Source organism: Enterobacter sp. 168J2, assembly GCF_034107265.1.
Classification (GTDB): Bacteria; Pseudomonadota; Gammaproteobacteria; order Enterobacterales; family Enterobacteriaceae; genus Enterobacter; species Enterobacter nematophilus.
Genome location: NZ_JAWNEB010000004.1, coordinates 309,074 through 320,448 on the forward strand (window position 1 = coordinate 309,074; position 11,375 = coordinate 320,448).

At 57.1% G+C, this 11,375-nt stretch carries 11 protein-coding genes; 4 read left to right on the forward strand and 7 right to left on the reverse strand.

What is annotated here, in order from left to right; genetic code table 11:
* The first annotated feature begins 3 nt into the window (after positions 1-3).
* The 3 genes from thiM to USG84_RS13795 are packed head-to-tail and all read left to right on the forward strand — an operon-like array spanning position 4 to position 2,360.
* Entirely contained in the window at positions 4-774 is a 771-nt protein-coding gene (gene thiM, locus USG84_RS13785; protein WP_253542768.1) for a hydroxyethylthiazole kinase, read from the forward strand.
* Complete coding sequence (thiD, locus tag USG84_RS13790; protein ID WP_061097651.1) at positions 771-1,571, forward strand: bifunctional hydroxymethylpyrimidine kinase/phosphomethylpyrimidine kinase; 801 nt, start codon at positions 771-773, stop codon at positions 1,569-1,571. Before thiM ends, thiD begins: the two co-directional genes overlap by 4 nt.
* 42 nt (positions 1,572-1,613) lie before the next feature.
* A complete protein-coding gene (locus tag USG84_RS13795) occupies positions 1,614-2,360 on the forward strand; it encodes a GntR family transcriptional regulator (RefSeq protein WP_028013821.1) in 747 nt (248 codons plus the stop codon).
* Here the strand turns inward: USG84_RS13795 and USG84_RS13800 are convergent.
* The 3 genes from USG84_RS13800 to USG84_RS13810 are packed head-to-tail and all read right to left on the reverse strand — an operon-like array spanning position 2,334 to position 5,562.
* On the reverse strand, positions 2,334-3,287 hold the full coding sequence (locus USG84_RS13800) for a PfkB family carbohydrate kinase (protein ID WP_151413999.1): 954 nt from the start codon (positions 3,285-3,287) through the stop codon (positions 2,334-2,336). The two genes, USG84_RS13795 and USG84_RS13800, sit on opposite strands and share 27 nt — an antisense overlap.
* Positions 3,284-4,288 (reverse strand): ADP-ribosylglycohydrolase family protein, encoded by a 1,005-nt coding sequence (locus tag USG84_RS13805; RefSeq protein ID WP_253542764.1) that lies wholly within the window; start codon positions 4,286-4,288, stop codon positions 3,284-3,286. The genes USG84_RS13800 and USG84_RS13805 overlap by 4 nt, the downstream gene beginning before the upstream one ends.
* Positions 4,285-5,562 carry a nucleoside permease gene (locus tag USG84_RS13810; RefSeq protein WP_028013818.1) on the reverse strand — a complete coding sequence of 426 codons (1,278 nt, stop codon included), beginning with the start codon at positions 5,560-5,562 and terminating at the stop codon, positions 4,285-4,287. Before USG84_RS13810 ends, USG84_RS13805 begins: the two co-directional genes overlap by 4 nt.
* A 250-nt stretch (positions 5,563-5,812) precedes the next feature.
* On the opposite strand from USG84_RS13810, the gene fbaB reads away from it, so the two are divergent.
* Complete coding sequence (fbaB, locus tag USG84_RS13815; protein ID WP_008500869.1) at positions 5,813-6,865, forward strand: class I fructose-bisphosphate aldolase; 1,053 nt, start codon at positions 5,813-5,815, stop codon at positions 6,863-6,865.
* A 68-nt stretch (positions 6,866-6,933) separates the two neighbouring features.
* On the opposite strand, the gene yegS is transcribed toward fbaB, so the two are convergent.
* The 4 genes from yegS to yegQ all read right to left on the reverse strand — a co-directional run bounded on the left by yegS (position 6,934) and on the right by yegQ (position 11,275).
* Complete coding sequence (yegS, locus tag USG84_RS13820; RefSeq protein ID WP_151414000.1) at positions 6,934-7,833, reverse strand: lipid kinase YegS; 900 nt, start codon at positions 7,831-7,833, stop codon at positions 6,934-6,936.
* A gap of 104 nt (positions 7,834-7,937) precedes the next feature.
* A complete protein-coding gene (locus tag USG84_RS13825; protein ID WP_253542763.1) occupies positions 7,938-8,522 on the reverse strand; it encodes a hypothetical protein in 585 nt (194 codons plus the stop codon).
* A gap of 7 nt (positions 8,523-8,529) precedes the next feature.
* Positions 8,530-9,495 carry a hypothetical protein gene (locus USG84_RS13830; protein WP_320738310.1) on the reverse strand — a complete coding sequence of 322 codons (966 nt, stop codon included), beginning with the start codon at positions 9,493-9,495 and terminating at the stop codon, positions 8,530-8,532.
* Positions 9,496-9,913: 418 nt separating this feature from the next.
* On the reverse strand, positions 9,914-11,275 hold the full coding sequence (yegQ, locus tag USG84_RS13835) for a tRNA 5-hydroxyuridine modification protein YegQ (RefSeq protein ID WP_032652696.1): 1,362 nt from the start codon (positions 11,273-11,275) through the stop codon (positions 9,914-9,916).
* Positions 11,276-11,375 lie beyond the last annotated feature (100 nt).

The window sequence follows — 11,375 nt, forward strand, 5'->3', positions numbered from 1 at the left end:
CCCATGCAGCCTGACCTGCTCGATTTACACGTTTTACACCACTTCCGAACCCGTTCTCCGCTGACCCATTGTATGACCAACGATGTCGTACAGACCTTTACGGCCAACGTTTTGCTGGCGCTTAATGCATCTCCCGCGATGGTGATTGAGGCCGAAGAGGCTGAACAGTTCGCCGCCATTGCCGATGCGCTGCTGATTAACGTCGGCACGCTGACCTCGCCGCGCGCGCAGTCGATGCGTCGGGCGATTGAAAGCGCGGTGGCGGCAGGCAAACCCTGGACGCTGGACCCGGTTGCTGTGGGCGCCCTGACGTTCCGTACCCGTTTTTGCCATCAAATTCTGGCCCTGAAACCGGCCGCCATTCGCGGCAATGCCTCCGAAATCCTGGCCCTTGCCGGAATGAGCGCGGGCGGGCGCGGCGTTGATACCACCGACACCGCCGCCAGCGCGTTGCCTGCCGCTCAGGCGCTGGCCCGCCAGACCCATGCCATTGTGGTGGTCACCGGCGAGGTGGACTACATCACCGACGGAGAGCGGACCCGCACGGTCACGGGCGGTGACCCGCTGATGACGCGCGTAGTGGGAACCGGATGCGCGCTTTCCGCCGTTGTGGCGGCAAGCTGCTCGCTGCCGGGCGACCGGCTGGATAACGTTGCCGCCGCCTGCGGATGGATGAAGCGAGCCGGAACGGTGGCCGTTGCGCAGTCACAAGGGCCAGGCAGCTTTGCCAGCGCGTTCCTGGATGCGCTCTATACGCTGGAGGAGCAGGCATGAAACGGATTAACGCTCTCACCATAGCCGGTACCGACCCCAGCGGCGGCGCGGGCATCCAGGCCGATCTGAAAACCTTCTCGGCCCTTGGCGCGTACGGCTGCTCGGTGATTACCGCGCTGGTGGCGCAAAACACGCGCGGCGTGCAGTCGGTCTACCGCATCGAGCCGGATTTTGTTGCCGCGCAGCTGGATTCGGTGTTCAGCGACGTGCGTATTGATACCACCAAGATCGGCATGCTGGCCGAAACGGACATTGTGGAAGCGGTGGCCGAGCGGCTTAAACGCTATCAGGTGCAAAACGTGGTGCTGGATACCGTCATGCTGGCAAAAAGCGGCGATCCGCTGCTCTCCGCCTCTGCCGTTGAGACGCTGCGCAGTAAGCTGCTGCCGCAGGTGGCGCTTATCACGCCCAATCTGCCGGAAGCCGCCGCGCTGTTAGGCACATCGCACGCGCAAACTGAACGGGAAATGAAAGAGCAGGGGAACGCGCTGCTGGCGATGGGGTGCGGGGCGGTGCTGATGAAAGGCGGCCACCTGGATGACGCTGAAAGCCCGGACTGGCTCTTTACCCGCGACGGCGAGCAGCGTTTTACGGCTCCGCGCGTGCAGACCAAAAATACCCACGGCACGGGGTGCACCCTCTCCGCCGCGCTGGCGGCGCTGCGCCCGCGGCATGACGGCTGGGCTGAGACGGTGCGAGAAGCGAAAATCTGGCTCTCGGCGGCGCTGGCAAAAGCCGATACTCTGGAAGTCGGTCACGGTATTGGGCCGGTTCATCATTTTCATGCGTGGTGGTAACCCAGTATACTGGCAGGAAACACCACGCCTGAGAAAACAGAGATGGAACAAGCGCATACCCGGTTAATCGCTCAACTGACTGAACGGATCGCCGCGCCTGACAACACGCCGCTGTACCTGAAATTTGCCGAAACGGTAAAAAATGCGGTGCGCAGCGGCGTGCTGGAGCACGGGAACATTTTGCCAGGCGAGCGCGATCTGAGCCAGTTAACGGGGGTGTCGCGGATCACCGTGCGCAAAGCGATGCAGGCGCTGGAGGCCGAGGGTGTTGTCACGCGAGCCCGGGGTTACGGCACGCAAATTAACAATATCTTCGAATACTCGCTCAAGGAAGCGCGCGGGTTCTCTCAGCAGGTGGTGCTGCGCGGTAAAACGCCAAACACGCTGTGGGTCAACAAGCGCGTGGTGAAATGCCCGGAAGAGGTGGCGGGCCACCTGTCGCTGGAGCCGAACAGCGACGTCTTTTTGCTGAAGCGTATTCGCTATGTGGATGACGATGCGGTGTCGATTGAAGAGTCCTGGGTGCCGGTCGGGCTCATTCCCGAACCGGATGCGATAGGGATTTCGCTGTACGACTACTTCCGCAGTCAGAATATCTTCCCGCAGCGCACCCGTTCACGGGTCAGCGCCCGCATGCCGGACAGCGAGTTTCAGGCGCACATTAAGATGGACGAAAAAATACCGGTGCTGGTGATCAAGCAGGTTGCGCTTGACCAGCAGCACCGGCCGATTGAGTACAGCATCAGCTACTGTCGCAGCGACCTATACGTCTTTGTGTGCGAGGAGTAATTCCTCACGAGTGGGCGCGCAGTCCCCGCCGCGGTGGCTGACCACCCAGGACGCCACGGCATTCCCCAGCAGAACGGCATCCGCCAGTGACCATCCCGCCGCCAGCCCGGCAAGCGTGCCGCCCGCGTGGCTGTCGCCAGCGCCAATGGTGTCCACGACCGTGGCGGGAAACGCCGGAACAACGCCCGAGGCACCACCGTCATACCACGTAGCACCGTCTTTATCATGGCGCACAATCAGCGCGGCGCCGAAGCGCTGCTGCCACTCCACACCCAAGTTTTCAGCCTCCACGCCCAGCCTTTCAGCAGCGAGCTCCGCTTCCTGACGATTAAGCGACACGATCGGTTTACAGGCCATAATCCGCGCCATCAGCGCGTCGGGAATATCCGCGATGCGCGGGCCGAAATCGATAAGCGCCGTCACGTCCCGCAGCCCTTCAAGCCAGCCCGTCAGCAGCTCGCCGCACGGCGAGGCCAGCTGGTAGCCGGAAAGATAAACCAGGCTGTTTCGCGGAACGTTTAGTTCGTCAAGCCAGCGCTGCTGCCACTGGTTCTCCACGCCGCTAAAGGACATAAAGGTGCGCTCGCCGTCAGGCTCCACCAGCGCCAGACACCAGCCGTTGTCGCCGGTTTCGGCCTCCACGGCGCTGTGCAGATCCTGCTTCGCCATCGCGTTACGAATAATATCCGCCCACACGCCGTGGCCGACGGGGAGGGCGTTTTGCGCCGCAATGCCGAGCCGCTTCAGGGCGATGGCGATATTCAGCGCGCAGCCGCCGATATTCACCCCCTGCTGTTTAAGCTCGATATCGCATCCGCGCCAGGGCAGGGCGTAGGCGTCGGCGATGACGTCAATTACCGCCGCGCCCAGCACCGTCACCGGGCGCGTGGCGTGCAGGGTGTCGAGACGTTGGGCAAACGAATTCATACGCCCTCCCTTTGCTCCCTGAAGTGCAGCAGTTTTTCGCAGTAGTGACCGAAATCGAGCTGATTAACGGCGTCGAGCTCGGCCTTCAGCGCCGGGTCAATTGCCTGCACGCCGTGGAGCGCACCGCAGATGGCCGTCGCCATCGCGCCAATGGTGTCGGTATCGCCGCCCAGATTCGCGCATAAAATCGCGCAGCGGTTCGGGTCGGTTCCCGCCAGCTCCACCATCGCGATGGCTGCCGGAACGGACTCAATGGTGCTGGTACCCGCGCCAGTGAGCTGATAAATCTGCTCGCTGGCGGAGTCGATGCCGTTGGCTTCCCGCACGGTCTTAAGCGCCAGCTCAATGCGCGCCGCCAGCGACGCGCTGAAGGTGGTAGTTTTCGCCTCCTGCGCATAGCGGGCGATCCCCGGCAGGGCATCGACGATGTTCTGCCAGCGTTCCCCGTCGATGGCGCGGGAAACCGCCCAGGCAATCACCACCGCGCCGGCAATGGCGAGATCCGATTTATGCGTCGGGCTGGAGGCCAGCGCTACCTGTCCCACAAAGTGCTCCAGGCGCGTCGCCGGGAGCAGGCAGCCCAGCGGGGAGGCGCGCATCGCCGCCCCGTTAGTTACGCCGTTGTTGTCCAGCTCGCTGACCGGCTTCCCGTCACGGATCGCGTTAAGCGCGATTTTTGAGGTTGGGCCGAGCACGTTTTTGTTAAACGCGTCGAAGTCGAGCGCCCAGTTCAGGATATGCTTGCCGATAACGTCCGCGTTAATCTCCCCGTCGCACTCAACGATCGCATCGGCCAGGCACAGCGCCATCGAGGTATCATCGGTGAACTCTGCCTGTTTGAAATAGCAGGCCGCGTTATTCTCTGCCGGACCAGGTAAAAAACGGTCGATCCAGCCGAAGTGCGCCTTGACGCGCTTTCTCGGCCACAGCTCCGACGGCATGCCCATCGCATCCCCTAACGCCTGGCCGTAAAGGGCCCCGAGAATACGGTCTTGTTTCATTTAACTTCCCCTTGTGTCAGCGCGGTATCGCCATCAACCACCTCAATTGCGGTGATCTCTTTATCCGATTCGCGGAAAAACAGCATGAACAGCACGGCAATCACGGCAATCATGACTGCACCAAATGTCCACATTCCGGCCCAGTTGAAGGTCAGCCCATTCACCGGCTCTTTGTAGGCGAACATTTTTTCCATCATCACGCCGCCCAGGCGGTAACCCAGCAGGCTACCAAACCCCTGACAGCACAGCGTAATCAGGCCTTGCGCGGCGGTGCGCATGTGCACCGGCGCTTTTTTATCCACGTAGATGTACGCGGTCACGTAGTAGAAGTCGTAGCTCACGCCGTGCAGCAGAATGCCGAGGAACAGCAGGGCGTAGGTGAAGTACTGCTCCGCACCGCCATAGACGAAGAACCCGTAGCGGATGGCGGCGGTTATCAGGCCCAGCAGTAAGACCTTCTTAATACCAAAGCGTTTGGTAAAGAACGGCAGGGCGAGCATAAAGAAGATTTCAGAGAACTGGCCGAGGGTCATCCAGCCGGTGGCGTTTTTCATTCCCACTTCGGTGAGATAGCCGTTGGCGAAGATGTAGTAGAAGGCCAGCGGCATGGCGAACAGGAACGAGCAGAAGAAGAATACCAGGAAGTTTTTATCGCGCAGCAGGACCAGCGCATCCAGCCCCAGCATGACTTTGAAATCCAGCTTGCCGGTACTTTTCGGCGGCGTGTTCGGCAGGAACAGGGCAAAGACGCCGAGCAGGGCGGAGCTGGCTGCGGTCATCAGCAGCGGAATATTGGTATCGGAAATATCGCTGTAGCCGAGCATTTGCGGCAGGAACCCGCACGCCAGCCCGGAGGCGATCCAGCCGATGGTGCCCATCACGCGGATGCGCGGGAAATCGGCCTCAACGTCGTCCACGTTCGCGAAGGCAATGCTGTTGGTCAGCGCGATGGTCGGCATATAGGTCAGGGAATAGACCAGCAGCAGCGGGAAGAAGGTGCTGAACTGGGTTTGCTGGGCGGCGAAGTACATCAGAATGGCACCGGCAAACATCAGCACCGACAGCACTTTCTGCGCGGCGAAGAAGCGATCCGTCAGCGAGCCGACCAGAATCGGGGAGAGGATAGCGGCAATCGCGGTACAGGCGTAAGACCAGCCAATTTCCCCGGCGGTAAACCCGCTTTTGCTCAGCCACAGCCACAATGGCACAAACCACGCGCCCCAGATAAACCATTCAACAAACATCATGAATGACAGTTGGACTTTCGTTTTCATTTTTTAATCCTGCATGTCAGATAAGGTACGCCTTTAACATACCACTCAATAATACCTTTTAAATACCTTTGTGGCGATTGTTTGATCAATGTAACAGTTTTGTTGTACACGAATCGAGCCAGCAGATTGTGCTGAAAAAAAATGCAAATGGTGGAAAATCTGTTAAGTCGGTACCAGGCTTAGTCTGCCCATAAAAAATGGGACTGGATAAACACACACCGACACGACGTCGGACTTACGGGAGTATCACATGACTGATATTGCGCAGTTGCTTGGCAAAGACGCCGACAGCCTTTTACAGCATCGTTGTATGACCATTCCAGCCGACCAGCTTTACCTGCCTGGTCACGACTACGTTGACCGCGTGATGGTGGATAACAACCGTCCGCCTGCGGTTCTGCGAAACATGCAGACCCTCTACAACACCGGGCGACTGGGCGGCACCGGGTATCTCTCTATTCTGCCGGTGGACCAGGGCGTCGAGCATTCTGCGGGTGCCTCTTTCGCGGCGAACCCGCTCTACTTCGATCCGAAGAACATCGTAGAGCTGGCGATTGAAGCGGGCTGTAACTGCGTGGCGTCCACCTACGGCGTGCTGGCCTCGGTGTCGCGCCGCTACGCCCACCGCATTCCGTTCCTCGTGAAGCTGAACCACAACGAAACCCTCAGCTACCCCACCGAGTATGATCAGACCCTCTACGCCAGCGTCGAGCAGGCGTTCAATATGGGGGCGGTGGCTGTCGGGGCGACGATTTACTTCGGCTCTGAACAGTCTCGTCGTCAGATTGAAGAGATCTCCGCGGCGTTCGAGCGCGCGCACGAGCTGGGCATGGTGACCGTGCTGTGGGCCTACCTGCGTAATTCGGCGTTTAAAAAAGACGGGGTGGATTACCACGTTTCCGCCGACCTGACCGGCCAGGCGAACCATCTGGCGGCCACCATCGGCGCGGATATTGTGAAGCAGAAAATGGCCGAGAATAACGGCGGCTATAAGGCGGTGAACTTTGGCTACACCGACGACCGCGTCTACAGCAAGCTGACCAGCGATAACCCCATTGACCTGGTCCGCTACCAGCTGGCGAACTGCTATATGGGCCGCGCGGGGCTGATCAACTCCGGCGGGGCGGCGGGCGGTGATACCGACCTCTCAGACGCGGTACGTACGGCGGTTATCAACAAACGCGCGGGCGGCATGGGGCTGATCCTAGGCCGTAAGGCGTTTAAGAAATCCATGGCCGACGGCGTTAAGCTGATCAATGCGGTTCAGGACGTTTATCTGGACAGCAAAGTGACGATAGCCTGATGACTTTAACTCCCTCTCCCCGTGGGAGAGGGCTGGGGTGAGGGCATGATCGCGCACTATGCGAAACATCAGCGCAAAAGCACACAGTCCGGCGGCAGCCTGCACTGCAGCGCGCCGGGCAACACTTCAATGCGGAACTGCGTCCCGCTCAGCGGCTCTCCGTCGAGGTTAAAGGTCATCCCGTGCGGAGCATTCACCTCAAACCACGCCGATTTACCGTCAATGATATTCGGGCTCTCTTCCGGCTGCGTCAGCGTGGTAAACAGCGCGGGCAACAGGCCATCGCCCGTGAAAATACGCAGCTGTAGCTGACCGTCGTTAATCAGCGCCTCCGGGCAGAGCTGCTGCCCGCCGCCGGCCTGACGTCCGTTGCCAATTCCAATCACCAGCGCGTCACCCTGCCACTGAAAATCCTCGCCGCGAATTTCGCATCGGTCCGGCTTGAGGGTGTCCATGCGCATCAAACCGTGGATCAGGTATGACACGCCGCCCAGCGCCGCCTTCAGTTTTTCCGGCGTTTCGCTGGTGATGCGCGTGCCGAATCCGCCCGTTGCCATATTGATAAAGCAGGTTTTGTCATTCACCTGGGCAATATCCACGGCGGTGGCTTTGCCGAGGATAGCCAGCTGGAGCGCCTTCTCTAAATCTTCCGGGATCCCGGCGCTGGTGGCAAAATCATTGGCGGTGCCAAGGGGTAAAATGCCCATCACCGGGCGGTCTGCTGTGGGCAGGCCAATAAGCGCAGAGGCGATCTCATTGATGGTGCCATCCCCGCCGCCGGAAATAATGGTGCTGACGCCTAACGCTAAGCCTTCGTTGATATAGCGTGCCGCGTCGCCTTTTTCCCACGTCACGCGTACGTGGATGCGCGCGCCGTCGTCACGCAAACCCATAATCGCCTGACGCAGCGGATCGTTACCTGCACTTTTGCCGTTGAGAATCAATAAACTGTCTGGATAGGTTGCCATCCGCGCTGCTCCCTTTTTTAGCGTTAGTAAGAGTGTATAGCAGAGAGGAAAAAAGCGGGTAAGAACAGGATGAAAGGTAAAAAATAAGCCCGCGCAAAGGGCATTTACCTCTTATCCATCTTCAACTGCTTACGCCAAACCCGATTATGTAGCGTTAGCGCAATTGAACGGTAAAAGACCGATGTATTCATCCACACGATATTCAGGCAGAAAAAAATCAACCCTAACAAAGAGGTTATTTGCGGTGTGTAATTTTCTACCGAGCTGAATAAAAGCGAAATCCACGTCCAGATAAAATAAACGATGCTCATCAAGCCAGTCAGTGCAATAGCGGAAATATGCAGTTTATATCCAGTTAAGGATCCCCTGGCAGTCAGAAACATAGTGCTCATCACAACCATGCAATACACCACTGCTGCAAGGAATACTCCGATCATTACCTTAAATTCAGGTAGGCCGAGCAGGCGAAATAGCAACATCCAGACAGAAACTTGCAGCATAGCGTAGCAAAAAATCGTGAGTAATGTACTTACTGCCAAAGGAATGCCAGTCATATGTACCCCCACGGGCACACCGAACTGAGCTTTTAAACGATTCTTTAATGATTCAAGGCGTTGGCGATCGTCAGTCGCCATTTCACCTGTTATCACGGTGCTTAATGCAAGGCTCTTCTTGATGTAATTTAACATGTCCGGGTCAATAACTTCCTGTAAATGAAAAAGACTGAATCAAACCAAAAATGTATTTACCAGATCGGGTAATATTCTGAGGATTCCGGATTGTACCCGAGACAGCACTTCCAGCAAATGCTGAGGAGTTTGAAATAGCATTCAATAGCTCACGCTGTAAGAGCAACTGCAGCGCTTCCGATGGATAACGTTTAGGGTAAACCCCGGCCTTCATCGCTGCTTTAATACCTGAATTCGAGATCCCAGGATTTTGGATACGGATGATTTCCTCAGTTAAACGCGTACGGTCCGCTCGGCTCATTTTTTGTAATAGAGAGAGTAAACTTTCAGACGTCGAGCGATTAAGTAGGCGGTAGGTTAATACAGCACTTTTTAGACCCGCAGCTGCCCCGGCAAGTGAAATTGCATCAAGAGCAGTATTGGTTGCGGTATACCACTCCTGAGAATCCATCCAGGCAACATAGTCGTTATGATTCATGGCAATAAGTGATAAGCGGCCAAGTCCGTTTGCACATTGAATTCCTGTTGCTACGCCACCGGCGACAATCACAGCGGCAACAGCACCGGAAGAACCAGCGGTGAGAGGAATGGCCATACCTGCACCTGCTGCAAGTACGACGGTGAGAATTGCTGCTCCGCAAGAAATCGCTGTAGAGCCGATTTCAGTCGCTAATGAAGGAGACTGAATCGTACTGGTCGTTGCCTGGACAGGATTACTTGAGGAGGAATTTACTTTAGTTATGACGACATGGCTTACCGAACTTTCGTTTGGCGTCGCAATCCGTCTTGATGGTCTCACTAACCACTGACGTGCACCGTCTGAGTAGATGATCCCAACCTGACTAAAGTTACGGCTACAGTCCAGCTGGTTGGCAAGGGCGCTGAAATTAATATCTCCGCCGGACGCAAGACCCAGACTGCGTGCGAGTTCGTAATCAGGAATATCCTTTGAAATCTGACCAGGAAATGTCATGTTGTTTCTCCATCCATGTGAAATCGTTTGTCGCTAAGTTATTAAGAGTAAAGGGCATGTTTTGGCTGGCAATTAGGAATACTCCGAATGACGTTCATCCCCGCCAGTGTCGTTAAAGGTTGTGATGTCTGTCGTATGTACGCACGATTTTCATAACGGTACTCCAGCAGATGCTATCGCGAACCTACACCCTTCATATGGTTGGTTTTTGCAATTTCATTTTCAAAAAGGGGACTGAATAGGGCATAAAAAATAAGCCCGCGTAAGGGAGATTACGCGGGCTAAGGAGGTGGTTCCTGGTACAGCTAGCATTTATGGGTTATGTTTTTCAGCGCTGGGGATAATACCCGTATTGAACGAAGCGGTATGTGATCCGATTCTAAGAATTATCCCAGCGCGAAAAAATTTCCCTGATTAACTATTTGCCGTGTGGGTTTCGGGTGCTTTCACCGTTGAAGTTACGCATCAGCAGCGCGAACTTCAGCTCCACCTCTTCCGGAACCGGCAGCCAGACGGTATGGCCATCACCTGGCGCAACGTCAATCGCTTCGCCTTTGCCGTTTTCCAGATGTTCCAGCGTGAAGTTCATGTTGCCCTGCGGGGTCATCAGCTCCAGGCTGTCGCCTTTGGTGAACTTATTTTTCACCGCCACGGCAGCCAGCGCGCCTTTGCGCTCGCCGGTGAAGTCGCCGACAAACTGCTGGCGCTCGGATACGGAGTAGCCGTGCTCGTAGTTCTGGTAGTCGTCGTGGGTATGACGGCGCAGGAAGCCTTCGGTATAGCCGCGATGCGCCAGCCCTTCCAGGGTTTCCAGCAGGCTGGTGTCGAACGGTTTACCGGCTGCCGCATCGTCGATGGCCTTGCGGTACACCTGCGCGGTACGCGCGCAGTAGTAATAGGATTTGGTGCGGCCTTCGATCTTCAGGGAGTGCACGCCCATCTGGGTCAGACGCTCAACGTGGGCGATGGCGCGCAGGTCTTTCGAGTTCATGATGTAGGTGCCGTGCTCGTCTTCGAAGGCGGTCATGTACTCGCCCGGACGTTTGGCTTCCTCAATCATAAACACGCTGTCGGTTGGCGCGCCGATGCCCAGCGTAGGCTCAACGTTGGTCACCGGAATAGGCTCATGCTTGTGGACGATATTGCCGATATCGTCCTCTTTGCCTTCCTGGACGTTATATTCCCAGCGGCAGGCGTTGGTGCAGGTACCCTGGTTCGGGTCGCGCTTGTTGATATAGCCGGAGAGCAGGCAGCGGCCGGAGTAGGCCATGCACAGCGCGCCGTGAACGAAGATTTCAATTTCCATGTCCGGCACCTGAGTGCGGATCTCTTCGATCTCTTCCAGCGAAAGCTCGCGAGAAAGAATGACGCGGGTCAGCCCCATCTGCTTCCAGAACTTCACCGTTGCCCAGTTGACGGCGTTAGCCTGCACGGAGAGGTGAATATCCATCTCCGGGAAGTTCTCCCGAACCAGCATGATTAAACCCGGGTCCGACATGATCAGCGCGTCCGGCCCCATATCCACCACCGGCTTCAGGTCGCGGATGAACGTTTTCAGCTTGGCGTTGTGCGGCGCGATATTCACCACCACGTAGAATTTTTTGCCCAGGGCATGCGCTTCGTTGATGCCGAGCTGCAGGTTCTCGTGGTTGAATTCGTTGTTTCGCACGCGCAGCGAGTAGCGCGGCTGGCCCGCGTAAACGGCGTCGGCGCCATAGGCGAAAGCGTAACGCATATTTTGCAGCGTTCCCGCCGGGGAAAGGAGTTCCGGTTTAAACATGTTTGTTCTCGTTCTGATGACAGGTCAGATCCGCATGCAGCAGGTGCAGCGGTAAGGGGAGATCCCCCACTTTAAGGGCGGGCATTGTAGCGCTGCGGAG

Excerpts from the sequence above, each read along its gene's own strand:
- thiM (WP_253542768.1), top strand. The coding sequence starts at position 4 with ATGCAGCCTGACCTGCTCGATTTACACGTTTTACACCACTTCCGAACC.
- thiD (WP_061097651.1), top strand. The coding sequence starts at position 771 with ATGAAACGGATTAACGCTCTCACCATAGCCGGTACCGACCCCAGCGGC.
- USG84_RS13795 (WP_028013821.1), top strand. The coding sequence starts at position 1,614 with ATGGAACAAGCGCATACCCGGTTAATCGCTCAACTGACTGAACGGATC.
- USG84_RS13800 (WP_151413999.1), bottom strand. The coding sequence starts at position 3,287 with ATGAATTCGTTTGCCCAACGTCTCGACACCCTGCACGCCACGCGCCCG.
- USG84_RS13805 (WP_253542764.1), bottom strand. The coding sequence starts at position 4,288 with ATGAAACAAGACCGTATTCTCGGGGCCCTTTACGGCCAGGCGTTAGGG.
- USG84_RS13810 (WP_028013818.1), bottom strand. The coding sequence starts at position 5,562 with ATGAAAACGAAAGTCCAACTGTCATTCATGATGTTTGTTGAATGGTTT.
- fbaB (WP_008500869.1), top strand. The coding sequence starts at position 5,813 with ATGACTGATATTGCGCAGTTGCTTGGCAAAGACGCCGACAGCCTTTTA.
- yegS (WP_151414000.1), bottom strand. The coding sequence starts at position 7,833 with ATGGCAACCTATCCAGACAGTTTATTGATTCTCAACGGCAAAAGTGCA.
- USG84_RS13825 (WP_253542763.1), bottom strand. The coding sequence starts at position 8,522 with ATGTTAAATTACATCAAGAAGAGCCTTGCATTAAGCACCGTGATAACA.
- USG84_RS13830 (WP_320738310.1), bottom strand. The coding sequence starts at position 9,495 with ATGACATTTCCTGGTCAGATTTCAAAGGATATTCCTGATTACGAACTC.
- yegQ (WP_032652696.1), bottom strand. The coding sequence starts at position 11,275 with ATGTTTAAACCGGAACTCCTTTCCCCGGCGGGAACGCTGCAAAATATG.